This window comes from Agromyces sp. MMS24-JH15 (genome assembly GCF_043518605.1).
Lineage (GTDB): Bacteria > Actinomycetota > Actinomycetes > Actinomycetales > Microbacteriaceae > Agromyces.
In genome coordinates this window covers 3,579,507-3,604,694 of record NZ_CP171358.1, presented here as the reverse complement: position 1 = coordinate 3,604,694, position 25,188 = coordinate 3,579,507, and the positions used below count along the sequence as shown (strand labels likewise).

Sequence of the window (25,188 nt, the reverse complement as noted above, 5' to 3'; positions counted from 1 at the left end):
CCCGGCGGAGGGAACGGCGGGAACGGCGGCGGAGGCGGTCGAGGCGGGAGCCCGGACGGGGGTCTTCCGGGCGGCGGTGGCGGCCGCGGCGGCGGCGGCCCGGGCTGAGGCTCAGAACTCCAGCGAGTCGCCCGGTTCGAGGGCGGCGTACTCGCCGCCGCCCTGCTCGACCGCCCAGGCGAGGCGGAGGTTCGAGAAGGTCCTTGCCGGCGCGCGAGAGCAGGATCTCGTGCGTGGGGAACGCCCGGCGGGGCGCGACGCGGATCACGTAGTCCATGACCTCGCTGATCTTCATCCACGGCGCACCGGCCGGTGCCGCGAGCACCTCGACCGGGACATCCGGCTCGGCGAAGGAGTCGCCCGCGTAGTAGAAGGCCTCGTTTACGAGCACGCCCACGTTGTCGATCACCGGGATCGACGGGTGGATCTGCGCGTGCTCGCCGCCGAAGAAGCGCAACCGGTAGGCGCCGATCTCGACGGCATCGCCGGGCGCGACCTGCTCGACCTCGATGCCGGCCTCGGCGGCGGCCCGGACCACGCCCGCCGGCCCGAGGAACCGCACGTCGGGGCTCTGCTCGAGGACCCGGCGCAGCTGCTCGGGGGTCCAGTGGTCGTCGTGGAGGTGGGTGACGACCACCGCGACCGTGCCGGTCGCCTCGGTGATCGGGGTGGTGAACTTGCCGGGATCGATGAAGAGCCGCTCGCCGTCCTGGAGGAGCTCCAGGGCCGCGTGCTCGTGCTTGGTGAGGCGCATGATCCGAGCCAACACCGGTCGGATGCCGCACGCAACCGGATGTCCTGCGATGATCCTCGGGTGAACGCCCCGCGCCCCAGGCGACTCCTCGTCGCGATCAATCCCTCCGCCTCCTTCGGCCGGAACCGAGCCGTCGGCCCCCTCGTCGTGGATCGGCTCCTGCGGGAGGGGCACGACGTCGTGATGCTGCGCGAGGCGAACTTCGAGCTCCTGCGGCGCGAGGCGGAGTCGGCGTTCGCCCAGGGTGCCGACGGCGTGGTCGTGGTGGGCGGCGACGGCATGGTGTCGCTCGGCACCAACCTGGTCGCCGGCACGGGCGTACCGCTCGGCATCGTCGCGGCCGGCACGGGCAACGACGTCGCCCGCGCGCTCGGCCTGCCCCACGACGACCCGGCCGCGTGCCTCGAGGTCCTCGTCGACGCGCTGCGCCGACCCGCGCGGTCGATCGACGCGGCGACGGTCCGCTGCGGCGAGACGCTCACCTGGTTCGCGTGCGTCCTGTCGGCCGGGTTCGACGCGATCGTCAACGAGCGCGCCAACCGGATGACCCGCCCCAGGGGGCCGAGCCGGTACACGCTCGCGCTGCTGCGCGAACTCGCGACGTTCCGCCCCCGCCGCTACGCCATCACGATCGACGGCGTGCGACGCGAGCAGCGCGCGATGCTCGTCTCGGTCGCCAACGCGCAGTCGCTCGGCGGCGGGATGCGGATCGTCCCCCACGCCGACCTCGGCGACGGCCTCCTCGACGTGTTCATCGTGCACCCGATCAGCCGGCTCGCCATGCTGCGCGTGTTCCCGAAGGTGTTCCGCGGCACGCACGTCGATCACCCGGCGGTCGAGTTCGTCCCCGCATCGCGGATCCGGCTCGAATCGGAGGACGTCATCGTGTACGCCGACGGCGAGCGGATCGGCACGCCGCCCATCGACATCGAGGTCGTCCCGGGGGCGCTGTCGGTCTTCGCCTGATCGCTGCGACGGGGGCACCGGCCTCGATTTGGAAACCGCATCGGACCTGTGTCATACTCTTCGAGTTGCCAAAACGGAATGAAACAAGAGAAACGCACTTCCGAACACTCGGCCCCATCGTTTAGCGGCCTAGGACGCCGCCCTCTCACGGCGGTAGCGCGGGTTCAAATCCCGCTGGGGTCACCATGGCGACACGGCAGAACGCCCCCGCGATTTCGCGGGGGCGTTCGTCGTTTCCGGCGTGCGCTCTCCGCCTCGGGCGAGCCACCTCGCGCGGGCCACCTCGCGCGAGGCATCCGCTAGACTCCCCGAAGCGAAGGGGAGTATCCCGCGAGGCGCGAGCCTCGGCCACGATCGTCAGTACGAGTGTCGAAGTCGATGCTCCGGGCGTGGCGGCGCACCAGTGCGCGACAGGGAGAGACTTTCGGGTCCTGTCGTACCCATTTCTCCCGAAAGGCCGCCTGTGCTCGAGCTCCCCATCTGGTTCGAAGTCGGATCCCTCATCGTCCTGACCCTGATCCTCATCGGGGACCTGCTCCTCGTGCTGAAGCGCCCGCACGTGCCGTCGTTCAAGGAGTCGACGCTCTGGGTCGTGTTCTACGTGGTCCTCGCGCTCGTCTTCGCGGGGCTCATGTACGTCTTCGCGGGCAGCGAGTTCGCCGGCCAGTTCCTCGCCGGGTGGCTGACCGAGTACAGCCTGTCGATCGACAACCTCTTCGTATTCGTCATCATCATGGCGAGGTTCGCGGTGCCGAAGAAGCTGCAGCAGGAGGTGCTGATGGTGGGCATCATCATCGCGCTCGTGCTCCGCGGCATCTTCATCCTGCTCGGCGCCCAGCTCATCGAGAACTTCAGCTGGATCTTCTACCTCTTCGGCGCCTGGCTCGTCTGGACCGCGATCCAGCAGGTGCGCGGCGACCACGAGGACGAGGACTCCGAGACGTTCATCGTCAGGATGCTCCGCAAGCGCGTCAACCTCACTGACGAGTACGACGGCGTGAAGGTCCGCACCACGATCGACGGCACGAAGTTCTTCACGCCGATGCTCATCGTGTTCGTGGCGATCGGCACGACCGACCTGCTGTTCGCGCTCGACTCGATCCCCGCGATCTTCGGCGTCACGCAGTCCGCGTTCATCGTGTTCACCGCGAACGTGTTCGCGCTCATGGGACTCCGCCAGCTGTACTTCCTCCTCGGCGGCCTGCTCGAGCGGCTCGAGTACCTCAAGTACGGCATCGCGTTCATCCTCGCCTTCATCGGCGTGAAGCTCGTGTTCCACGCGATGCACGTGAACGAGCTCCCCTTCATCAACGACGGCGAGCCCATCGAGTGGGCGCCCGAGATCTCGACCTGGATGTCGCTGCTCGTGATCATCGGCGCGATGACGGTCGCCACGATCGCGAGCCTCATCAAGGCCGGCCGAGACGCGCGCACGCGCGGCCACAAGCTCATGGACGAGGTCCCGCACTTCACCGAGGACACGCCGACCCGCGAGGGGTGACCTCGGGCGTCCGCGCGCGCGGCGGCCACCCTCCGAATCGGTAGGGTGGAGGCCGTGCCCGGTGCGCCGCTGCGGATCGGCCGACGACGGAGGCGTGGAGGTGGGACGTGTCGAGTGACCGCGACGAGGTCGCCGCGCTCGGCGGCGAATCGATCGCCGTCTCGCACAGCGCCGCGAGCGACGTCGGCCGGGTGCGCAGCGTGAACGAGGACTCGTTCCTCGCGGAGCTGCCGGTGTTCCTCGTCGCCGACGGGATGGGCGGGCACGCGCGCGGCGACGCGGCGAGCAGCACCGTCGTCGAGACGTTCCGCCGGCACCTCGCGACGGGCCTGCCCGCGACGCCCGAGCAGGTGCTCGACGCGATCCACTCCGCGAACGACGCGGTGCGCGCGCTGAGCGCCGTCGGCGAGGAGGGCACGGCCGTGGCCGGCACGACCCTCACGGGCGTCGCCCTCGTGGATTCGGGGGAGGGCGTCCTGCACTGGATGGCGTTCAACGTCGGCGATTCGCGCGTGTACCACTGGGACGGCCGTCGGCTCGAGCAGGTGAGCGTCGACCACTCGGCGGTCCAGGAACTCGTCGACGCGGGCGTGATCCGCGCCGCCGACGCCGAGACGCATCCCGACCGCAACGTGATCACGCGCGCGATCGGCGCCGAGGACTTCGTCGACCCCGACGTCTGGCTGCTTCCCGCGTCCGGGCGGCAGACCTTCCTGATCTGCAGCGACGGACTCACGAAGGAGATCGACGTCGCCGCGATCGAGCAGGTGCTCGCCGCCCACGCGAACGACGCCGACGGCGTCGCGGGCGAACTGGTCCGCATGGCCGTGCAGGCCGGCGGGCGCGACAACGCGACCGCGGTCGTCGTCGAGTCCGCGGCCGGGTCGACCGGCCACGACGACGGGACGACCCGCGAACCCGGCCGCGGCGACGAACAGGACCGGGCAGAGGACACGAGACCCCGGAGCGAAGGCATCGGATGACCCGCTACACGATCGACGCACAGCGTCGATGGATCGCCGTCGTGCGCCGCGGAGCGGTGCTGATGCTCCCGACGCCGGACCCGGCCGCCGTCGACGACCTGTGGGAGGCGCTCGGCGCGGCTGAGCCGACCGCCGCGGTGCTCGCTCGGCTCACGCGCACGGGCCTGGCCGACCTCGCGCCGTTCGCGCTCGCGGTGCCCGACGCACGCGGCATGCGCGTCGTCGTGCGGGGCGGGTTCCGCGTGCGGGTCGCGGGGGAAGCCGTCACCGGCGCGGAGGTCTCGACGTGGGTCGAGCGGTCGTTCCCCGGCATCGACGCGGTCGAGGTCCTGGCGCCGTTCGCGGCGCGCGCTGCGGATGACCGCGGCTGGCCGGTCGTCGACGGCGTCGTGCCGGCGGCGGTGGTGCTCGTGGGCGCGGCCGCGGAGGGCGAGCCGGCGACCGCGTCGGCCGCCGCGCCCGCTGCGCTCCCGACGGCCGGGCCGGCCGAGGAGCCCGGGACGCCGGCGCCTGCTGCGGCGCCGGTACCCGAGGCGACGCCGGTCGCCGAGATGACGGTCGTGCCCGAGGCGACCGTGATCCCCGAGACGACCGCGATCCCCGAGGCGACCGTGATCCCCGACGCGACGGTGATCCCCGAGGCGACCGTGGTCCCCGACGACACGATCCTCGTCTCCCGCGAGGCATCCGCCGTCGACGCGGTCGAGGACCGCACCATCGTCGTCGACCGAGCGGCCCGGAGCACCGCGCCGACGCCGGCCGGCGTCGGGCTCGCGGGCGATCACGACGGCCGCACGATCGTCGTGGAGGACCTCCAGCGACTCCGACGCGAGGCGGCGGCCGCGGCGCGGCCGCCGCAGCCGAAGTCGCAGCCGGCGTCGGCATCGAATCCGGCCCCGTCGTCGCAGGGCGTCCGGCTGCGCCTGCCGGACGGCACCGAGGAGGCGCTCGCGGGCGACGTCGTGCTCGGCAGATCGCCGAGCGTCGGCCGCACCTCCGGAACCCGGCTGCCGCGCCTGGTCACGATCGGCGTCGGCGACCCCGACATCTCGCGCAGCCACGTGCGCATCGGGCTCGAGGGCGGCACCGTCGTGGTCACCGACCTGCACTCGCGCAACGGCACCCAGGTCGTCCAGCCCGGCCGCCCGCCCGTGAAGCTGCGCGGCGGCGAGCCGACGCCCGTGCTCGCCGGCACCGTCGTCGACCTCGGCGGCGGCTGCGTCATCGCGGTGGTCGAGGCGTGACGCCGCCCGTCGCCGCGGACGCGCCCGAGCTGCCCGGCTACCGTTTCGTCGAGCCGCTCGGCTCGGGCGGCTTCTCCGACGTCTTCCTCTACGAGCAGCGCCTCCCGCGCCGCAAGGTCGCGGTCAAGGTGCTGCACGCCGACGACCTCGCACGCGACACGCGCGCCCAGTTCGTCGCCGAGGCGAACCTGATGGCGCAGCTGTCGGCGCATCCGTACATCGTGACGATCTTCCACGCCGACGTCGCCGCCGACGGCCGCCCGTACTTCGTCATGGAGTACTGCTCGGGGCCGAGCCTCGCGGCGCGCCTGAAGCGCGCGCCGTTCGGCGTCGAGGAGGCGCTGCGCACCGGGGTGCGACTCGCGAGCGCGGTCGCCACCGCCCACGCGGCGGGCATCCTGCACCGCGACATCAAGCCCGCGAACGTGCTCACCAACGACTACGGATGGCCCGCACTCACCGACTTCGGCATCTCGTCGACGCTCGAGGGCGAGGTGCCGGTGCACACCATGACGATCACGCGCGGCGGCCTCGACGGCACGGGCACCGGGCAGACCGCGGTCGGGCTCAGCGTGCCGTGGTCGCCCCCAGAGCTGTTCGACGACGAGCTGCGGCCCGACACGCGCAGCGACGTGTTCGCGCTCGCCGCGACCGTGCACAGCCTGCTCGCGGGTCGCTCGCCGTTCGAGATCCCCGGCCGATCCAACGGCACGCTCGACCTGATGGGCCGCATCGAGCGCGGCGCGATCACGCCGATCGGCCGCTCCGATGTGCCCCGCAGCCTCGAGGACGCCCTGCGGCGCGGCATGTCGGTCCGTCGCGAGGACCGCCAGCAGAGCGCGGTCGAGTTCGCCCGGGCGCTGCAGCGGATCGAGCTCGAGCTCGGGTACGCGCCCACCTCGATCGAGGTGCCGAGCGTCGCGGCCGAACCCGAGGCACCGCGTCGACCGGCCGGAGCGCCGGGCGGGGACGCCGCCGCGGGCGAGGCCGAGGAGACCCGGGCCCGCTCGGTCCAGCAGGTCGTCGCGCAGCCGGACGGCGACGAGGCGACGCGCATGCGGGCGCCGTCGGTGATCGATCCGCAGCCGGATGCGCGGGTCGACGACCGCACGGTGGTCCGCGCGCCCGGCGTGCCGCCGCGGCAGGGCGGGTTCGCGCCCTCGACCCCGTCGTCGTCCACGCTCGCCGCCGCGGTCGAGGAGACCGTGATCCGCACGAAGACCGCACCGCCCGAGGTGCCGGCGCGCCGCTCGCGGACGGGACTCGTGATCGGGATCATCGCGGGCGTCGTGGTCGCCGCCGCGGTCGCGATCGGCGTCGCGTTCTCGCTCACGGCGCAGGTCGCGGATCCCGCGGATCCGCCCGCCGCGTCGGAGGCCGTCGAGGACGCCGTCGTCGAGGCGACCGTGCCCGCGCCCGTCGTCGAGCCCGGCGTCCCCGCCGCGGACGGCGCGAGCGCGACCTTCGCCGTGTCGCACGCGGACCCCGAGACGGGCGACCGCTACCGGTGGGAGCGCGCGGACGGCGTCGGCGGCGTCCAGGTCTCGGACGGTCCGCAGATCGTCGTGGACGGCCTCGCAGCCGGCCAGTCGGTCTGCATCGACGTGAGCGTGCAGCGCGGCAGCAAGCTCTCGGAGCCGACCCGGGGTTGCACGCCGTGAACCCGCTCCGGGTCGAGTTCTGCGGCGAGTGGTTCGACGTCGACCCGTCGACGCCGTTCCGCATCGGGCGCGAGGCGGACCTCGTCGTCGACGACAACCCCTACCTGCACCGCGTGTTCCTGACGATCGTCGCCGAGCACGGCCTGTGGTGGATCGCGAACGTCGGGCAGCTCCTGTCGGCCACGGTGTCGGATGCCACGGGCAGCGTGCAGGCCTGGCTCGCGCCGGGCGCCCGGCTGCCGATCGTCTTCCGGACGATGCACGTCCTGTTCAGCGCCGGGGCCACGACGTACGACCTCACGGTGCACGCCGAGGACGACGTCTACTCCACCTCGCTCACGGCGCAGACGACGACGAGCGGCACGACGATGATGCCCGTCGCGCTCACGCCGAGCCAGCGACTGCTGGTCCTCGCGCTCGCCGAACGCGTGCTCGCCGACCCCGCGGCCGGACGCGGGACCGTGCCCTCGTCGGCCGAGGCGGCCGAACGCCTCGGCTGGAGCATGACGACGTTCAACCGCAAGCTCGACAACGTCTGCGAGAAGCTCGACAAGATCGGCGTGCACGGGGTGCGCGGCGGTCGCGGCAAGCTCGCGACGAACCGCCGGGCGCGACTCGTCGAGTACGCCGTCGCCACGCGACTGGTCGGGCCCGAGGATCTCCCGCTGCTCGAGCAGGCGGCCGGGGGCGGGGCATCCGACTGATTGCGACATGGGGACCGCTCCCCGTTTCGAGCGCCTCCGCCACCGTGTTAGGTTCGACCTCGGCCCGCCGCCGTCGGGCACCGCACCGCTGGTGCACCACGAACCGACGCTGACCGGGAGACTCATGGGGGCCTTCACCGATCGGATCCGGTCGCGCCGCACCATCGCCTCGGCCACCGCGATCGCCCTCCTCGCGGCGATCCCCGTGACCATCGCCGTGCTCCACCAGGGCTTCCCCGTGACCGATCCCGACCTGCGCGTCCGCGAGGTCTGGGTCACCAACGCGGAGGAGCTGCTCGCCGGGCGACTCAACCGCCAGATCGAGGAACTGGATGCCTCGGTCGCGACCACCTCGACCGAGGTCGACGTCTTCCAGCACGGCGAGGACGCCTTCCTCTACAACCCGGCCGGCGGCAGCATCGAGCGCATCGACCCGTCGTTCACGACGCTCGTCCAGCGCGTCGACGTGCCGCCCGCGTCGACGGTCGCCTACGGCGGCGAGACGTTCGCCGTGCTCTCCCCGAAGGGCGAGCTCTGGGCCGTGCCCGCGGGCGGCGAGCTCGCGTTCGACTGGCGCGGGACCGAGCCGCTCGCGGACCTGGGCGACGGCGCCCGCGTCGCGGTGAGCGAGCAGGGCACGATCTTCGCGACCGACCCCGATGCAGGCGAGCTGCTCGAGTTCCGGCGCGGGGACGACCGGCCGAGCTCGACCGCCGACGTCGGCCGCCTCGAAGCGCACCAGCTCGCCGCGATCGGCGAGCGCGCGGTCGTGCTCGACACCGAGGGCGATCGCCTCATCGCGGGCGACCGGGTCATCGACCTCCCCGCGCACGGGCTTCGGCTCCAGCAGTCGGGCCCCGAGCACGATTCGGCGCTCGTCGCGACCGCCGACGCCCTGCTCGACGTGCCGCTCGGCGGCGGCGAGGTCGTGGAGATCCCGAGCGAGGGCACGGCGGCGCGATCGGCCGAGGGCGTCGCGGCTCCCGTGCGGGTCGGCGGGTGCGCGCACGCCGCGTGGGCCGACGCCGGTCGCTACCTCGCGGCCTGCGACGGCCGCGAGCCCCACGGGGTCGACCTCGAGCAGTCCACGGCGGGCGGGCGACTGGAGTTCCGCGTGAACCGCGACGTCGTGGTGCTGAACAACCTCGCGAACGGCGACGCCTGGCTGGTCGACTCCGACCTCCGCCTCGTCGACAACTGGGAGGAGGTCACGCCGCCCGAGGAGACCGACGAGCTCGAGGGAGACGAGAAGAGCGCCCAGCAGACGTTCGAGGACACGCTCGCCGAGCGCACCGACCAGAACCGCCCGCCGACCGCGCGCGACGACGACGTGGGCGTCCGGCCCGACCGTTCCACGATCGTCGAGGTGCTCGCCAACGACACGGATCCCGACGGCGACGTGCTGACGATCGCGACGGTGAGCGGCGTCTCCGAGTCCGCGGGCGTCCTGGACCTCATCGACGGCGGGCGCGCCCTCCAGTTCACGCCCGCGGACGGCGCGGTCGGCACGACGTCCTTCCGCTACGCCGTCGACGACGGTCGGGGCGGCGTCGCGGAGGCATCCGTGAACCTGCGCATCGTGCCCGCCTCGGAGAACGCGGCGCCCGCGTCGCTGCGCAACGGCGCCGTCAGCGTCGAGCAGGGACAGCAGGTCTCGTACAACCTGCTCGCCGACTGGCGGGATCCCGACGGCGACGATCTCTTCCTCGTGGACGCGTCGCCGCGCAGCGGCGACGTCGTGCGCACGAGCCCCGACGGGTTCATCACGTTCGAGCACCGCTCGGCCGAGCTCGGCACGAAAGAGGTCGCGTACACGGTCTCCGACGGCACCACGACCGCATCGGGCTCGTTCACGGTCGACGTGAAGCCGACCGGTTCGCTCGACCCGATCGGCACGCCCGACTACGCGCGCGCGTTCCCCGGCGAGCCGATCGTCATCGAGCCGCTCGCGAACGACCTCACGCCCTCGGGGGCGCCGCTGCAGCTCCTCGGCGTGCCGGAGCCGCCCGCGGGCGCCTCCCTCACCGTGAACGCCGAGCGCGGCGCGCTCACCTTCTCGGCCATCGAGCCGGGCGAGTACATCTTCCTCTACGACCTCGGCGCCGGGGCGAACGTGAGCCGCGGGCTCGTGCGCGTGCAGGTCGTCGAACCGCCCGCGGACGCGCCGCCGCCGATCGCGGTGAAGGACACCGCGTACCTGCGGGCGGGCGAACCGGTCACGGTCCCGGTGCTCGCGAACGACGTCTCGCCGTCGGGCCGCGTGCTCGCGGTGCAGTCGGTCGACGACCGCGCGACCGACGGCCTGGTCTCGGTCGAGCTCATCACCAACACGGTCGTGCGCGTGAGCGCGTCCGAGGCGATCGACCGACAGCTTCAGTTCGAGTACACGGTCTCCGACGGCCTGAACACGGCGACCGCGACGGTCACCGTCGTGCCCGTGCCGCCCCTCGTGAAGCACCAGCCGCCCGTCGCCGTCGACGACGCCGCGGTCGTGCGCGCGGGCGACATCGTGTCGGTGCCCGTGCTCGCGAACGACTACCACCCCGACGCCGCCGAGTTCGGCCTGCTGCCCGAGCTCGACCAGACCGGGGCATCCGACGGCCTCGCCTTCGTCGACGGCGACCGCCTCCGGTTCCAGGCGCCCGAGGCCGCCGGCGTCCGCACGATCGTCTACACGATCGCCGACGAGGCCGAGCAGACGGCGCGGGCGACCCTCACCGTCACCGTCGTCGGGCGGGACGCCGAGAACCGCCCGCCCGTGCCGACGCCGCTGACGTCGCGGACCTTCGCCGGTTCGGCCGTGAAGATCGACGTGCCGCTCGACGGGATCGACCCGGACGGCGACTCGGTCGTCATCCGCCAGATGGGCGCGGCGCCGAGCCTGGGCCGGATCGTGGACCGCACGAGCACGTCGTTCACGTACGAGGCGTTCGACGGCGCCAGCGGCACCGACACGTTCACGTACGAGGTCGAGGACGCGCTCGGCACGACGGCGACCGGCACGATCCGCATCGGGGTGGTCCCGCGGCCGCCCGTGCAGCTGCCGCCGACCGCCGTCGACGACGTCATCGAGATGAAGCCGGGCCGCACGGTCGGCGCCGAGGTGCTGCTCAACGACACCGACCCGAGCGGCTACGCACTCCACGTCGCCGACCTCCCGGAGGTCGACGAGGGCATCGAGGCCGAGATCCGGGACCTGCGTCGCGTCGTGGTCACCGCGCCCGAGCAGGAGGGCGCGTACACGATCCGCTACGAGATCTCGAACGGGCACGGCGGCGTCGACTCCGCCTTCCTGCAGGTCGCGGTGAGCGAGGACGCGGTGATCGACCCGCCGACCGCCGAGGACCAGGTCATCGAGCCCGAGCAGGTCGTGGCGGGCAAGCCCGTGACCGTCGACGCGCTCGACGACGCCACCAATCCCGGCGGGCTCGTCGAGGACCTCGGGGTGAGCGTCGAGGGCCCGAACGCGGGTCGCGCGGTCGTGGCGCGCGACGGGACCATCACGGTCGAGCCGGGCGCGCGGCGCTACGCGGTCGCCTTCCGGCTCACGAACGAGCTCGACGACCTCTCGGCGATGGCGTTCGTGATCGTGCCGCCCATCCCGGGCGCCGACGACGAGCCCGTCGCGCAGACCCAGCGGCCGAAGACCAAGGAGGAGCTCGAGGCGGAGGAGCGCGCCAAGTTCCCGGCGCCGCACCTGAAGGACCTCGACGAGATCATCGTGCCGATGAACGGCAGCAAGGAGTGGAACGTCGACGACCTCGTCGAGGTCCCGTCCGGCCAGCCCGCCACCATCCTCTCGGCGGCGGCCTCGTCGGCCCGCTCCGACCCGTTCGTCAGCCCGACCGAGCTCCGCTACCAGCCCGAGACCGACTACCGCGGGCCCGCGACCCTCACGTTCGAGGTGACCGACGGCACGAGCGCCGACGACCCGGTCGGCCGGAAGGCCGTGCTCACGCTGCCGATCACGGTCGGCGACCCCGAGTACGACGACGTGCCGCCCGCGTTCACGCCGCGCGCCGAGACGATCGAGGCGGGCGAGGCCCCGCTCGAGATCGACCTGCGCTCGTCGACCGACCAGCCGAACCCCGACAACATCGAGAAGGTCGCCTACGGCAACCTCGCGGGCGAGACGGCCGACATCCGCGCGACCATCGTGGACGGCGCGACCCTGCAGGTCTCGGCGCCGCTCGGGGTCCAGCCGGGAACCTCCACCAGGCTCACCTTCGACCTCACGTTCAACGAATTCACCGTCCCCGGCTACGTCGACGTCAAGGTCGTCTCGTCCACCCGGTCGAAGGCCCGGGCGGTCGACGACCCGTCGACGGGCGAGATCGAGATGACCCGCGGCCAGTCGCGCGCGATCGACGTGCTCGCGAACGACTTCAACCCGTTCGCGCAGGACGGCGTGCCGCTGCGCGTCATCGGCGCCTCGATCGACCAGGCGAGCGTCGGCGCGAACGCGTCGGTCTCGTTCACGGCGCAGGGGATCACGGTCCGCACCGGGTCGGCCTTCACCGGGACGCTGAGCATCATCTACCGCATCGAGGACGGCACGAAGGACCCCGCACGCCAGGTGCAGGGCCGCGCGACCGTCGTCGTGCGCGACGCGCCGGACGCGCCGGGCCGTCCGACCGCCTCGGCGGGCGACGCGTCCGCGACCGTGAGCTGGGCCGCCCCCGCGAACAACAACTCGCCGATCACCGGATACGTCGTCACCTGGACCGGCGGGAGCACCGGTTCCCAGTCGTTCGGCGCCGCCGCGGCCGGGAAGGCCCAGACGATCGGGGGCCTCCGCAACGGGTCCGGCTACACGTTCACGGTGCAGGCCGTGAACGCGATGGGCACCGGCGGCGCCTCCCCGGCCTCGGCCGCGGTCACCCCGTGGGGGACGCCCACGCCGCCCCAGAACCTGACGCTCTCGAAGGGCGGCGACGCGCCGACGACGGTCCGCGCCGACTGGAACGCCCCCGCCCAGAACGGCGGCGGCGGCATCAGCTACCGCGTGCGCATCGACGGCGGCGCCTGGGAGACCGTGGGCGGCACCGCGAAGTCCTGGGGCGGCATCGGCGCGGGCTCGCACACGGTCGACGTGATCGCGGAGAACGGCGGCGGCAAGCAGAGCTCCGCCGCGACGGCCCGCATCACGGTCTCCGACCCGCCCCCGCCGCAGCCGTCGGGCCGCCTCGGGAAGGGCCCGAGCCGGTCGTGCGACAGCGGCGGCGGCGGCTGCGCGGAGGTGCGCATCACCTTCCAGGACATGGATCCCGGCACCTACCGCGTGTACGCGACGATCAACGGAAGCTCGTGCTGCAGCTGGCAGCAGACCGTCACGATCGGCCCCACCGGGCAACTCCAGCTGCAGAACCACCTCGGCCGGCGCGCCGCGAGCGAGACGATCGCGGTCCGGTTCGACAACCTGAGCGGCGGCACCTCCCGCACGCTGGGCGCGATCAGTGGAACCCAGTGGAACAGCATCAACTACAGCACGTGGTGACCCCGCACCCGCCCACCCCATCCCATCCGACCCGGACGACCGAGGAGCACGAATGCCCGTAACGCAGGAACAAGCGCAGTGGTTCCAGGAGGCCTTCGGACGGCTCGTCGACAACATCGACCAGGCCATCCTCGGCAAGCGCGACGTGATCGCGCTGGTCCTCGCGGCCTTCCTCTCCGACGGCCACGTGCTGCTCGAGGACTTCCCGGGCACGGGCAAGACGGTCCTCGCGAAAGCGCTCGCGAACACGCTCGACGGCACGCACTCGCGCATCCAGTTCACGCCGGACCTGCTGCCCTCGGATGTCACGGGCGTCACGATCTACGACCAGGGCAAGGCCCGGTTCGAGTTCCACCGCGGCCCGATCTTCGCGTCGATCGTGCTCGCCGACGAGATCAACCGTGCCAGCCCGAAGACGCAGTCGGCCCTGCTCGAGGTCATGGAGGAGGGCCGCGTCACGGTCGACGGCATCGGATACGAGGTCGAGCCGCCGTTCATGGTCATCGCGACGCAGAACCCCGTCGAGCAGGCGGGCACGTACTCGCTCCCCGAGGCGCAGCTCGACCGCTTCCTCATCAAGACCTCGCTCGGCTATCCGGACCACGACACCGCCGTGGCGCTCCTGGTCGACTCGGCGAACCGCGCCCGTGCGTCCGCGGTGTCGCCCATCATCGCCGCCGCGTCGATCACCGCGATGGCCAGGCTCGCGTCCGAGGTGTACGTCGACCCGGCCGTCCTCTCGTACCTCAACCACCTGGTCGCCGCGACCCGCACGCACCCGGATGCGGCGCTCGGCGTCAGCATGCGCGGCGCGCTCGCGCTCGCCCGCGCGGTGAAGACGTGGGCGATCTCGCAGGGCCGCACGTACGCGACGCCGGACGACGTCCGCGAACTCGCCGTGCCGGTCCTCGCGCACCGCATCATCGTCGACCCGGAGGCGGAGTTCTCCGGCACGACCTCGCGCGACATCGTCGAGCGGGCGCTGGCCGACGTCGCGCCGCCGGCCTACCGGGCGGCATGACCGCGGCCGACCGCCTCCGGCCGCGTCGCACCGCACAGGGCTGGTACGCGCTCCGGACGCTCTCCCGTTCCGCGTCGCGCACGGCACGCGCCGCCGCGGCGGGCGTCGGGCGTGCCTGGGAGCGCGTCGACGCCGCCACAGCTCCGGTCACGGGGGTCGTGTCGACCGTCGGATGGCTCGTCCTCGCCGCCGCGATCGGCGCCGGCGTGCTCGCGCTCTCGTTCGACTGGGTCGAGTTCGCGTTCGTCGGGGCGACACTGCTCGGTGCACTGCTGCTCGCGATCCCGTTCGTGTTCGGACGCGTGCGCTACCGCGTCGAGGTCGAGCTGCAGCCGCGTCGCGTCGTCGCGGGCGAGCGCGCGCTCGGTCGGCTGCTCGTGGTCAACGACGGGGCGTCGCCCTCGGTCGCGGCGCGGATGGAGCTTCCGGTCGGCGCGGGCCTCGCGGAGTTCCGCATCCCGCCGCTCGCGCCGGCCGCGCGGCACGAGGAGCTGTTCGCCGTGCCGACGCAGCGCCGCGCGGTGATCGTCGCGGGCCCGGCCGTGTCGGTCCGCGGCGACGAACTCGGCCTGCTCCGTCGCACGGTGCGGTGGAGCGAACCCGTCGAGCTGTTCGTCCATCCGCGGACGGCGAGGTTGAAGCCCTCGGCCGCGGGGCTCGTGCGCGACCTCGAGGGCGAGGTGACGTCGACGATCACCGACCACGACATCTCCTTCCACGCGCTGCGCAACTACGAGCCGGGGGATCCGCTGCGGAACGTGCATTGGCGCAGCTCCGCCCGGACGGGACAGCTCATGGTCCGCCAGTACGAGGAGACGCGCCGCTCGCAGCTCGTGCTGATCCTCGACACGGAAGCCGCCCACTACGCCGACGAGGACGAGTTCGAGCTCGCGGTGTCGGTCTTCGCGTCGCTCGGCGTGCAGGTCATCCGCGACGGCACCGAGATGTCGGCGCAGACCGAGCGGATCGCCCTCCGGACCTCGACCTCGACGAGCCTCCTCGACGACGCCAGTCGGATCGAGGCATCCGTCGCGCCCGTCGGGCTCCGCGAGTTCGCGCGGCAGGCGTCGCGCCGCGCGCCGGCCGCGAGCATCGTGATCGCCGTGGTCGGGTCGCAGCTTCCGCTCGCGGAGGTGCGCGCGACGGCGTCGTCGCTCTCGTCGGATGTCCAGTTCCTCGCGTTCCGGGCCCAATCGGGCGCCGACGCGCGCATCGGGAAGGTCGGCCGGAGCATGGTCGCGACCATCGGCGAGCTCGGCGAGCTCGCCGCCGTCGTTCGGAGGGTCCGACCGTGAGGCGCATCCCCACCACGAGCGTCGTCGACCTGGCCGTCTTGGGCGTGCTCGGCCTCCTGGCCGTCGCCGGCTACGAGACGAGCTTCGGCGACCTCGACTTCCTGCTCGCCGCGATCGGCGGGCTCCTGGTCGGAACCGGCGCCGCGGTCGCCGGAACCCTGCTGCGCCTGCCCGTGCTCCCGACGGTCCTCGTCGGCCTGGCGGCGTACTTCCTGCTCGGCACGCCGTTCACGATGCCCCAGGAGGGCATCCTCGTCGTGCTGCCGAGCCTCGGGTCGCTCGCGGGCCTCGCGATCGGCGCGGTGTTCGGCTGGGCCGACATCGTCACGATCGGCACGCCCGTCGAGGCGCCCTCGTACGTCGCGGCCGTGCCGTACGCGGCGACGTGGCTCGTCTCGCTCGTCGGCGGCCTGCTCGTGCTCCGCTGGCTGCCGCGACGCCGGACGGTGCTGCGCGCGAGCCTGCTCCTCGTGGGGCCGGTGCTGCTCTCGCTGTCGGGCATCCTGCTCGGGACCGACGAGTCCTACCTCGCTGCGCTGCGCGGCGTCGCCATCGCGGCGATCGCGCTCGTCTGGCTCGCCTGGCGGCGCGGCACCGCCGTCGAGGTGGAGGACACCGGGTCGCGCCCCCTCGGCCGCCGCCTCGGCGGTGCGGTCGTGGTCGTCGGCGGTGCGGTCGTGGTCGGGGTGGTCGCGGGCCTGGCGTGGGCGCCGACGGCGACCGACCGGTTCGTGCTCCGCGACCGGATCGTGCCGCCGTTCGACGCGCGCGAGTTCGCGAGCCCGCTGGCCGGGTTCCGCACCTATACGAAGGACCACGCCGAGGACGCGCTGTTCACGGTGTCCGGCCTCGAGCCCGGCGACACGGTCCGACTCGCGACGATGGACGCCTACACGGGCCGGCTGTGGAACGTGGCCGGTCCCGAGGCGGCGGTCGCCGACGGCGGCTACGCGATCGTGGGGGAGACCCTGCCGCAACCGGCCCTCGCCGATCTCGGCGGCGAACGCGACGTCACGGTCGAGGTGACCGGGTACGACGACGTGTGGCTGCCCGCGGTCGGCTACGGCGAGCGGCTCGAGCTCCTCGACCCCGCGAGCGGCGAGCGCGCGGGCGACCTGCGCTACAACGCGGACGCGGGCACCGCGGTGCTCACGAGCGGCGTCGCGGAGGGCACCCGGTACGCGCTCCGCGCGCACGTCCAGAAGGAACCCGACACGTCGCAGCTCGTCGACGTGCCGGTGGCGCAGGTCGATGCGGGGCCGATCCAGAACGTCCCCGACGTCGTCGCGGCCAAGGCCGAGGAGTACGCGGGGGACGCCGCGAGCGCCATCGAGCAGCTCCGGGCGATCGAGACCGGGCTCAAGACCCATGGATTCCTCAGCCACGGCCTCGCCTCGGACGCGATCGCGTCCCGGGCCGGCCACGGCGCCGACCGCATGGTCGAGCTCTTCACAAGGTCCGAGATGATCGGCGACGAGGAGCAGTACGCCTCGGCGATGGCGCTCATGGCCCGGCACCTCGGGTACCCGGCCCGGGTCGTGATGGGCTTCGCGCCCGAGGTCGACGAGGCCGACGACGAGGTCGAGGTGCTCGGCTCGGATGTCACGGCGTGGGTCGAGGTGCCCTTCGAGGGCGTCGGCTGGATCTCGTTCCGGCCCACGCCCGACCAGGTCGACGTGCCGCAGGAGCAGACGCCGAAGCCCAGGAGCGAACCCCAGCCGCAGGTGCGCCAGCCGCCGCGCGCGGAACGCGCCGAGGACGACCTGCTCACCACGGTCGAGATCGACGAGACCGAGGACGAGGATCAGGACCGCCCGTTCGAGGTGCCCGCGTGGGCGTGGATCGCGGCGGGGTCGGTGATGGTGCCGCTCGCGATCGTGTTCCTGCCGATGCTCGTCGTCGCGCTCCTCAAGCGCCGGCGCCGATCGCGGCGTCGCGGCGACCCGAACCCGCGCAGCGTGGCCGGCGCCTGGGAGGAACTGCTCGACCGCAGTGCCGAGCTCGGGCTCGAACCCCCGGAGCTCGGTTCGCGCCTGCAGGCCGCACGCGCCCTCGAGGGCCAGTTCGACGAGCAGGGCCTCGCGCCCGTCGTCGACGGCCGCCCGGTGAGCCTCGCGCAACTCGCGGCGACCGTCGACCGGGAGGTCTTCGACGGGCTCGAGGTGAGCGACGCGACGGTCGCCCAGCGCTGGACCGAGGCCGAGGCGGTCGCGGTCGCGATCGGCGCGACGGCGGGGCGGGCGCGCCGATTCCTCGCACGGTACCGGTACCGGCGACGGCGGCGCCGCTCGTAGAGTGGTGGCGTGGCTGAGCCGGAGTTCATCGTCCCGCCGCCCGGGCTGCTGCCCGAGGTGGAACCCAAGCAGGCGCGCGACCGCGCACCGGAGTCGACCACGCGGCTCGCATCGCTGAACGAGACGCTCGGGCGCGCGCCCTTCGCGGTCCCCGCCGCGCCACCGACGGGTCCGGCTGCGCCGCCGACCGGCCCGATCGCACCGCCGGCCGGTCCGCCGTCCGTTGGGCGGACGGACCAGCCGGCGATGATCCCGGCGCAGGCGGCCCCGGCGCCGGTCCTGCCGGCGCCCGCGTTCCCGCCGCCGCCGTCCGCGACGCCGACCCTCGCGCCGACCCCGAACTTCGCGCCGGCCCCGACCTCCGCGACGGCCGCCACCCCGGCCCCCGCCCCGGCCCAGGCCGCTCCGGCACCCTGGCGCCTGCGCACCTCGGTCGGCGGCGAGGTCGTCGTGTCGGGTCGCGTCGTGCTCGGCCGCGCGCCGACGGCGGACGGGCACGGCCCCGGCGCCGTCGCCGTCGGACTGCACGACCCGGCGCGCACGGTCTCGAAGGTGCACGCGATCGTCGAGCCCGGCGAGGGCGCGCTCAGGGTGACCGATGCGCACTCGACGAACGGCGTGCGGGTCCGCCGGCCGGACGGCCGGGTCCTCGATCTCGCGGCCGGTTCGTCGGTCCTCGTGGAGCCCGGATCGGTGCTCGAGCTCGGGCGGTTCGAGCTCGCGGTCGAGGGTCCCGACGCCGCCGCGCGGTGACCCGGGGGTCGATCGCCGGTGTACCCTGAACAGGTGCGTGCGCCACGACTTCTGCTTCGGTGCCGCGGCGGGGCTTCGTTCTAGAAGCCGGCCCCCGTCGCGGAGTCCGTCGTCGGCTGACCGCAGATGTTGAGGAAGCGAAGTCAATGAACGAACCCACTGTCCCGAGCCGTCCGCGCACCCTGGCCGAGAAGGTCTGGGACGCGCACCTCGTCAAGAAGGGCGAGGACGGCACCCCCGACCTGATCTACATCGACCTGCACCTCGTCCACGAGGTCACGAGCCCCCAGGCGTTCGACGGCCTGCGGGTCGCGGGTCGCCCGGTGCGCCGCCCCGACCTGACGATCGCGACGGAGGACCACAACACCCCGACGCTCGACATCGACAAGCCGATCGCCGACCTGACGAGCCGCACCCAGATCGAGACGCTGCGGCGCAACGCCGCCGAGTTCGGCATCCGCCTGCACTCGCTGGGCGACAAGGAGCAGGGCATCGTGCACGTCGTCGGGCCGCAGCTCGGCCTGACGCAGCCCGGCATCACCGTGGTGTGCGGCGACAGCCACACGAGCACGCACGGCGCGTTCGGCGCCATGGCGTTCGGCATCGGCACGAGCGAGGTCGAGCACGTCCTGGCCACCCAGACGCTGCCGCTGAAGCCGTTCAAGACCATGGCGATCAACGTCGAGGGCGCCCTGCGCCCCGGCGTGACCGCGAAGGACATCATCCTCGCCGTCATCGCGAAGATCGGCACGGGCGGCGGGCAGGGCTACGTGCTCGAGTACCGCGGCAGCGCGATCCGCTCGCTGTCGATGGACGGCCGCATGACGATCTGCAACATGTCGATCGAGGCGGGCGCCCGGGCCGGCATGGTCGCCCCCGACGACACGACCTTCGCCTACCTCGAGGGCCGCGACCACGCGCCCGAGGGCGAGGACTGGGACACCGCGGTCGCCTACTGGCGCACGCTCGCGACCGACGAGGGCGCGACGTTCGACGCCGAGGTCCACATCGACGCCGACGCGCTCGAGCCGTTCGTCACGTGGGGCACGAACCCCGGGCAGGGCAGCTCGCTGAGCGAGACGGTGCCCGACCCGGCGACCATCGAGGACCAGCACGAGCGAGCCGCCGCCGAGCGGGCGCTCGAGTACATGGACCTCGAGCCGGGGACGCCGCTCAAGGAGATCCCTGTCGACGCGGTCTTCATGGGCTCGTGCACGAACAGCCGGATCGAGGACCTGCGCGCGTTCGCGTCCGTCATCCGGGGCCGGAAGAAGGCCGACGGCGTCCGCGTGATGGTCGTGCCGGGCTCCGCGCGCGTCCGCCTCGAGGCCGAGGCCGAGGGACTGCACCGGGTCTTCGAGGAGTTCGGCGCCGAGTGGCGCTTCGCGGGCTGCTCGATGTGCCTCGGCATGAACCCCGACCAGCTCGCCCCGGGCGAGCGGTGCGCGTCGACGTCGAACCGCAACTTCGAGGGCCGGCAGGGCAAGGGCGGTCGCACGCACCTGGTGTCGCCGCTGGTCGCGGCGGCCACGGCCATCCGCGGGACCCTGTCGAGCCCGTGGGACCTGGAACAGGACGCCTCGCCCGAGATCGTCGGCGCGACGGCCGGGAGGAACTGACCATGGAGAAGCTGACCACCGTCACGGGCGTCGCGGTCCCGCTGCGACGCTCGAACGTCGACACCGACCAGATCATCCCCGCCGTGTTCCTGAAGCGGGTCACCAAGACCGGCTTCGACGACGCGCTGTTCCACGGCTGGCGCCAGGACCCGGACTTCATCCTGAACCGGCCCGCGTACGCGGGCGCGAAGGTGCTCATCGCGGGTCCCGACTTCGGCACCGGTTCGAGCCGCGAGCACGCCGTGTGGGCGCTGCGCGACTACGGCTTCGCCGTCGTCGTGAGCTCGCGCTTCGGCGACATCTTCCGCGGGAACTCGGGCAAGCAGGGCCTGCTCGCGGCGCAGGTCGCGTACGAGGACATCGAGCGCATCTGGGAGGTGATCGAGGCCGAGCCGGGCATGAGCGTGACCGTCGACCTCGTCTCCCGCACCATCACCGCCGGCGCCCTCCAGGTCCCGTTCGAGATCGACGACTACACTCGGTGGCGGCTGCTCGAAGGGTTGGACGACATCGGATTGACCCTTCGGGACGAAGACGCCATCGCCGAGTTCGAGGCACATCGAGAGGCGTGGCGGCCGAAGACCCTCCCCATCAGGGCGAAGGCGGAAGCAGGAGCTGAGTGAACACTCTCGTGGACGACGCGAAGCAGCACGGATCGGCGGTCGGACTGCCGGTCGACCGGATCACCATCAACGGCGGCAAGCCGTTGCGTGGGCGGATCGAGCTGAAGGGCGCGAAGAACCTCGTCACGAAGGCCATGGTCGCCGCCATCCTCGGCGACACGCCCAGCGTGCTGAAGGACGTGCCGAACATCAGCGACGTGCGCATCGTCCGCGGCCTCCTCGAGGTGCACGGCGTCAGCGTGACGGAGGGCGGCGACGGCGAGCTCGTGCTCGACCCGTCGGGCGTCGCGCAGGCCCACATGGCCGACATCGACGCGCACGCCGGCTCCAGCCGCATCCCGATCCTGTTCTGCGGGCCGCTGCTGCACCGACTCGGCGAGGCGTTCATCCCCGACCTCGGCGGCTGCCGCATCGGCGACCGGCCCATCGACTACCACCTCGAGGTGCTCAGGAACTTCGGCGCGATCGTCGAGAAGCTGCCCAGCGGCATCCGGATGACCGCGCCGGAGGGCCTGCACGGCGCGAAGGTCTCGCTGCCGTACCCGAGCGTCGGCGCGACCGAGCAGGTGCTGCTGACGGCGGTGCTCGCGAACGGCATCACCGAGTTGAGCGGCGCCGCCATCGAGCCCGAGATCATGGATCTCATCAACATCCTCCAGAAGATGGGCGCGATCATCACGGTCGAGACCGACCGGGTCATCCGCATCGAGGGCGTCGACCGGCTCACCGGCTACACGCACCGGGCCCTCTTCGACCGCAACGAGGCCGCGAGCTGGGCTGCGGCCGCGCTCGCGACCGAGGGCGACGTCTTCGTCGGCGGCGCTCGCCAGGCCGAGATGCTCACGTTCCTCAACGTGTTCCGCAAGGTCGGCGGCGCCTTCGACATCCAGGACGACGGCATCCGGTTCTACCACCCGGGCGGCGACCTGAAGCCGGTCATCATCGAGACCGACGTCCACCCCGGCTTCATGACCGACTGGCAGCAGCCGCTCGTCATCGCGCTGACGAAGGCGAAGGGCGTCTCGATCGTCCACGAGACGGTCTACGAGCAGCGATTCGGCTTCGTCGACGCGCTCGTCGAGATGGGCGCGTCGATCGAGGTGCACAAGGAGTGCCTCGGCGGGCGCCCGTGCCGGTTCGGCCAGCGCAACTTCCAGCACTCGGCGGTCATCTCCGGTCCGACGCACCTCGTCGGCGCCGACATCGAGGTCCCCGACCTGCGCGGCGGATTCAGCCACCTCATCGCCGCGCTGACGGCGGACGGGCGGTCGACGGTCTCGAACGTGGGCATCATCGCGCGCGGCTACGAGAACTTCATCGGCAAGCTCGAGCTGCTCGGGGCCGACTTCGAGCTCGAAGGGTGACGGCGCCCGTGACCGGCGCCGGCGCGGAACCCGAGGCGCGGAAGCGCCGCGGCGCCGAGAAGCGGCGTCCCTCGTTCTTCTGGATCCTCGCCCCGCTCGTGCTCCCGCTCTGGGACCTGTCGGTGAAGTACCGCTTCCACGGCCGTCCGCTGCCGCAGGAGGGCGCGTTCGTGCTCGCGCCGAACCACTACAGCGAGATCGACCCGCTCGTGATGGCGGTCGCCGTCTGGAAGCTCGGGCGCCTGCCGCGCTTCCTCGCGAAGGCCTCGCTGTTCAAGGTCCCGGTCGTGGGCTGGCTCCTGCGCATGTCCGGCCAGATCCCGGTCGAGCGGGTCGGCTCGCAGAGCCACACCGCGCTGCGCGCCGCCGAGGCGCTCGTCGACGAGGGCCGCCTCGTGATCGTCTACCCGGAGGGCTCGCTCACGCGCGAGCCGAACCTGTGGCCGATGCGCGGCAAGACGGGCGCCGTGCGCATCGCGCTCGAGCGGGGCATCCCGCTCATCCCCGCCGCGCACTGGGGCACGCAGGCGATCATGCCGCGCTACGGCAAGAAGATCACGCTGCTCCGGCGCAAGCCGATCGACGTCATCCTCGGCGAGCCCCTCGACCTCTCCCGCTACCGTGGCAAGCCGCTCGACCAGACGACGCTCCTCGCGGCGACCGCCGAGCTCATGGACGCGATCGCCGCACTGCTCGCCCAACTGCGCGGCGAGCCCGCACCCGCCGAGCGCTGGGACCCCGTGGTCCACGGCCAGAAGGAGATCGGGCGCATTGAAGAGTAGGACCACCCCGGTCCGCAAGGGCTCGGGGAAGCGCGTCGCGGTCCTCGGTGCGGGGAGCTGGGGCACGACGTTCGCGAAGATCCTCGCGGACGGCGGCGCGGACGTGGTCGTCTGGGCGCGTCGCCCCGAGCTCGCGCGCGAGATCGCGGAGGCCAAGCGCAACAGCGACTACCTGCCCGGCGTCAACCTCCCCGCGAACCTGCGGGCGACCAGCCGGCTCGACCTCGCGGTCGCGGGCGCCGAGCAGGTGTACGTGTCGGTGCCGAGCCAGTCGCTGCGCGAGAACCTCCGCCTGGTCGCGCCGCACCTGCACGCCGACGCGACGATCGTCTCGCTCATGAAGGGCGTCGAGAAGTCGACGGGACTGCGCATGAGCGAGGTCATCGAGGACGTGCTCCGCCTGGACCCGGCGCAGGTCGCCGTCGTGAGCGGCCCGAACCTCGCGCTCGAGATCGCCAAGGAGCAGCCCACGGCCGCGGTCGTGGCATCCGACAGCCTCGAGACCGCGCAGGCGGTCGCGTCGCTCGCGCGCAACCGCTACTTCCGCTCGTTCGTGAACACCGACGTGATCGGCACCGAGTTCGGCGGGGTCCTGAAGAACCTGATCGCCGTCGCGATCGGCATCGTCGACGGCGTCGGCTACGGCGAGAACACGAAGGCGTCGATCATCACGCGCGGACTCGTCGAGATGACCGACTTCGCGGTCGCCTACGGCGCGCACCCCGACACGCTGTCGGGTCTGGCGGGCCTGGGCGACCTCATCGCGACGAGCCAGTCGCCGCTCAGCCGCAACAACACCGCCGGGCGCCTGCTCGGCCAGGGATACCGCCTGCCCGACGTGGTGCAGCGCATGCAGCAGACCACCGAGGGGTTGGCGTCCGTCGGCCCGATCCTGGAACTCGCGAAGGCGAAGGGGGTGGACATGCCGATCGTCGAGCAGGTCCGCCAGGTGCTCGCGGGCACGATGGACCCGAAGGACATCGCGCCCCACCTCACGACCGACGACGAACCCCAGGGCGAAAGGACTTCGGATGGACAGGCGCAGGGTGGTTCTGCTCTTCGGCGGGCGTTCAAGCGAGCATTCGATCAGCTGCGCGACGGCGGGGGGAGTGCTCGGCGCGATCGACCGTGATCGCTTCGAGGTGATCCCGGTCGGGATCACGCGCGACGGCGCGTTCGTCCTGGAGTCCGACGACCCGGCGCGGTTCGCCCTCGACCCGGCCCACCTGCCCGAGGTCGTCGACAACGGCACGCGCGTGCGCTGGCCCGATCGCGCGGGCTCGCGCGAGCTGCGGGTCGTGGATGCCTCGGGCGAGCGCTCGCTCGGCGAGGTCGACGTCGTCTTCCCGATCCTGCACGGCCGCTTCGGCGAGGACGGCACGGTGCAGGGCATGCTCGAGCTCGTCGGCCTGCCGTTCGTCGGCAACGGCGTGCTCGCGTCGGCGATCGGCATGGACAAGCACATGACCAAGACCGTGCTCGAGGGCGCGGGGATCGCGGTCGCGCCGTGGGTCCGGCTCTCGCGGCCGGCGCTGGCCGCCGACCCCGAGCTCTGGGACCGCCGGATCCGCACGCTCGGACTTCCGGCGTTCGTGAAGCCGGCGCGCGCGGGCTCCTCGGTCGGCGTGACGAAGGTCTCCGACTGGTCCGAGCTCGACGCGGCGCTCGACGTCGCGTTCGCCGAGGACCGCACGGTGCTCGTCGAGTCGGCCGTGTCCGGCCGCGAGATCGAGGTCGCCGTGCTCGAGGGCCGCGACGGCGGCGACGCGCGCGTGAGCCTCGCGGGCGAGATCGTGGTGTCCGGCCGCGAGTTCTACGACTTCGAGGCGAAGTACCTGGATGCCCCCGGCATCGAGCTGGTCTGCCCGACCGAGCTCGGCGACGGCGAGCTGTTCGAGCTGCAGCGGATCGCGCAGCGCGCGTTCGACGCGATCGGCGGCGAGGGCCTGGCCCGGGTGGACGTGTTCCTGACGGGCGAGGGGTACGTCGTCAACGAGGTGAACACGATGCCGGGGTTCACGCCGATCTCGATGTTCCCGTCGTGCTGGCTGGCGTCCGGGCTCAGCTACCCCGAGCTCATCACCGAGCTGATCGAGGTGGGGCTCGCGCGTGGGAGCCGCTAGCCCC

Annotated in this window: 17 protein-coding genes, 1 tRNA gene and 2 pseudogenes; 18 read left to right on the top strand and 2 right to left on the bottom strand. The window is 72.6% G+C overall.

Annotated elements, in window-relative coordinates; genetic code table 11:
- Positions 1–111 precede the first annotated feature (111 nt).
- Positions 112–754: pseudogene (locus ACDF64_RS16415) on the bottom strand (MBL fold metallo-hydrolase).
- 39 nt (positions 755–793) lie between these two features.
- On the opposite strand from ACDF64_RS16415, the gene ACDF64_RS16410 reads away from it, so the two are divergent.
- From ACDF64_RS16410 to ACDF64_RS16375, 8 genes and pseudogenes are all read left to right on the top strand, one after another.
- On the top strand, positions 794–1,720 hold the full coding sequence (locus ACDF64_RS16410; protein ID WP_394552426.1) for a diacylglycerol/lipid kinase family protein: 927 nt from the start codon (positions 794–796) through the stop codon (positions 1,718–1,720).
- Positions 1,721–1,830: 110 nt separating this feature from the next.
- Positions 1,831–1,906 (top strand) — tRNA-Glu (locus tag ACDF64_RS16405).
- A gap of 277 nt (positions 1,907–2,183) precedes the next feature.
- Positions 2,184–3,221 (top strand): TerC family protein, encoded by a 1,038-nt coding sequence (locus tag ACDF64_RS16400; RefSeq protein WP_394552425.1) that lies wholly within the window; start codon positions 2,184–2,186, stop codon positions 3,219–3,221.
- A 107-nt stretch (positions 3,222–3,328) separates the two neighbouring features.
- A complete protein-coding gene (locus ACDF64_RS16395) occupies positions 3,329–4,204 on the top strand; it encodes a PP2C family protein-serine/threonine phosphatase (RefSeq protein ID WP_394552424.1) in 876 nt (291 codons plus the stop codon).
- Positions 4,201–5,448: an FHA domain-containing protein gene (locus ACDF64_RS16390; protein WP_394552423.1), complete on the top strand. Its 1,248-nt coding sequence runs from the start codon at positions 4,201–4,203 to the stop codon at positions 5,446–5,448. The genes ACDF64_RS16395 and ACDF64_RS16390 overlap by 4 nt, the downstream gene beginning before the upstream one ends.
- Positions 5,445–7,109, top strand: coding sequence for a serine/threonine-protein kinase (locus ACDF64_RS16385; protein ID WP_394552422.1), 1,665 nt, complete (start codon positions 5,445–5,447; stop codon positions 7,107–7,109). The genes ACDF64_RS16390 and ACDF64_RS16385 overlap by 4 nt, the downstream gene beginning before the upstream one ends.
- Positions 7,106–7,813: a hypothetical protein gene (locus tag ACDF64_RS16380; RefSeq protein WP_394552421.1), complete on the top strand. Its 708-nt coding sequence runs from the start codon at positions 7,106–7,108 to the stop codon at positions 7,811–7,813. The genes ACDF64_RS16385 and ACDF64_RS16380 overlap by 4 nt, the downstream gene beginning before the upstream one ends.
- Positions 7,814–7,820: 7 nt before the next feature.
- Positions 7,821–12,671 (top strand): annotated as a pseudogene (locus tag ACDF64_RS16375) (Ig-like domain-containing protein); the annotation flags it as partial.
- A gap of 416 nt (positions 12,672–13,087) precedes the next feature.
- On the opposite strand, the gene ACDF64_RS16370 reads toward ACDF64_RS16375, so the two are convergent.
- Complete coding sequence (locus tag ACDF64_RS16370; protein WP_394555182.1) at positions 13,088–13,291, bottom strand: 4Fe-4S binding protein; 204 nt, start codon at positions 13,289–13,291, stop codon at positions 13,088–13,090.
- Positions 13,292–13,362: 71 nt separating this feature from the next.
- Here ACDF64_RS16370 and ACDF64_RS16365 point away from each other — a divergent pair, with 71 nt between their 5' ends.
- The 10 genes from ACDF64_RS16365 to ACDF64_RS16320 all read left to right on the top strand — a co-directional run bounded on the left by ACDF64_RS16365 (position 13,363) and on the right by ACDF64_RS16320 (position 25,184).
- Complete coding sequence (locus ACDF64_RS16365; protein WP_394552420.1) at positions 13,363–14,331, top strand: AAA family ATPase; 969 nt, start codon at positions 13,363–13,365, stop codon at positions 14,329–14,331.
- Complete coding sequence (locus ACDF64_RS16360) at positions 14,328–15,626, top strand: DUF58 domain-containing protein (RefSeq protein ID WP_394552419.1); 1,299 nt, start codon at positions 14,328–14,330, stop codon at positions 15,624–15,626. The genes ACDF64_RS16365 and ACDF64_RS16360 overlap by 4 nt, the downstream gene beginning before the upstream one ends.
- Positions 15,623–17,920 carry a transglutaminase domain-containing protein gene (locus ACDF64_RS16355; RefSeq protein WP_394552418.1) on the top strand — a complete coding sequence of 766 codons (2,298 nt, stop codon included), beginning with the start codon at positions 15,623–15,625 and terminating at the stop codon, positions 17,918–17,920. Before ACDF64_RS16360 ends, ACDF64_RS16355 begins: the two co-directional genes overlap by 4 nt.
- Before the next feature lie 9 nt (positions 17,921–17,929).
- On the top strand, positions 17,930–18,673 hold the full coding sequence (locus ACDF64_RS16350) for an FHA domain-containing protein (protein WP_394552417.1): 744 nt from the start codon (positions 17,930–17,932) through the stop codon (positions 18,671–18,673).
- A 146-nt stretch (positions 18,674–18,819) separates the two neighbouring features.
- On the top strand, positions 18,820–20,292 hold the full coding sequence (gene leuC / locus ACDF64_RS16345) for a 3-isopropylmalate dehydratase large subunit (protein WP_394552416.1): 1,473 nt from the start codon (positions 18,820–18,822) through the stop codon (positions 20,290–20,292).
- A gap of 2 nt (positions 20,293–20,294) precedes the next feature.
- On the top strand, positions 20,295–20,915 hold the full coding sequence (leuD, locus tag ACDF64_RS16340) for a 3-isopropylmalate dehydratase small subunit (protein WP_394552415.1): 621 nt from the start codon (positions 20,295–20,297) through the stop codon (positions 20,913–20,915).
- Positions 20,912–22,279: a UDP-N-acetylglucosamine 1-carboxyvinyltransferase gene (murA, locus tag ACDF64_RS16335; RefSeq protein WP_394552414.1), complete on the top strand. Its 1,368-nt coding sequence runs from the start codon at positions 20,912–20,914 to the stop codon at positions 22,277–22,279. The genes leuD and murA overlap by 4 nt, the downstream gene beginning before the upstream one ends.
- 8 nt (positions 22,280–22,287) lie before the next feature.
- Positions 22,288–23,061, top strand: a complete 774-nt coding sequence (locus ACDF64_RS16330; RefSeq protein ID WP_394552413.1) for a lysophospholipid acyltransferase family protein — start codon at positions 22,288–22,290, stop codon at positions 23,059–23,061.
- Entirely contained in the window at positions 23,051–24,193 is a 1,143-nt protein-coding gene (locus ACDF64_RS16325; RefSeq protein ID WP_394552412.1) for an NAD(P)H-dependent glycerol-3-phosphate dehydrogenase, read from the top strand. Before ACDF64_RS16330 ends, ACDF64_RS16325 begins: the two co-directional genes overlap by 11 nt.
- Positions 24,093–25,184, top strand: a complete 1,092-nt coding sequence (locus ACDF64_RS16320; RefSeq protein WP_394552411.1) for a D-alanine--D-alanine ligase family protein — start codon at positions 24,093–24,095, stop codon at positions 25,182–25,184. The genes ACDF64_RS16325 and ACDF64_RS16320 overlap by 101 nt, the downstream gene beginning before the upstream one ends.
- Positions 25,185–25,188: the final 4 nt, after the last annotated feature.

What these genes read in the sequence shown, in the direction of transcription:
- ACDF64_RS16410 (WP_394552426.1), top strand. Translation starts at nt 794, where the DNA reads ATGTCCTGCGATGATCCTCGGGTGAACGCCCCGCGCCCCAGGCGACTC.
- ACDF64_RS16390 (WP_394552423.1), top strand. Translation starts at nt 4,201, where the DNA reads ATGACCCGCTACACGATCGACGCACAGCGTCGATGGATCGCCGTCGTG.
- ACDF64_RS16370 (WP_394555182.1), bottom strand. Translation starts at nt 13,291, where the DNA reads ATGCTGTTCCACTGGGTTCCACTGATCGCGCCCAGCGTGCGGGAGGTG.
- ACDF64_RS16365 (WP_394552420.1), top strand. Translation starts at nt 13,363, where the DNA reads ATGCCCGTAACGCAGGAACAAGCGCAGTGGTTCCAGGAGGCCTTCGGA.
- ACDF64_RS16360 (WP_394552419.1), top strand. Translation starts at nt 14,328, where the DNA reads ATGACCGCGGCCGACCGCCTCCGGCCGCGTCGCACCGCACAGGGCTGG.
- leuC (WP_394552416.1), top strand. Translation starts at nt 18,820, where the DNA reads ATGAACGAACCCACTGTCCCGAGCCGTCCGCGCACCCTGGCCGAGAAG.
- leuD (WP_394552415.1), top strand. Translation starts at nt 20,295, where the DNA reads ATGGAGAAGCTGACCACCGTCACGGGCGTCGCGGTCCCGCTGCGACGC.
- ACDF64_RS16320 (WP_394552411.1), top strand. Translation starts at nt 24,093, where the DNA reads ATGGACAGGCGCAGGGTGGTTCTGCTCTTCGGCGGGCGTTCAAGCGAG.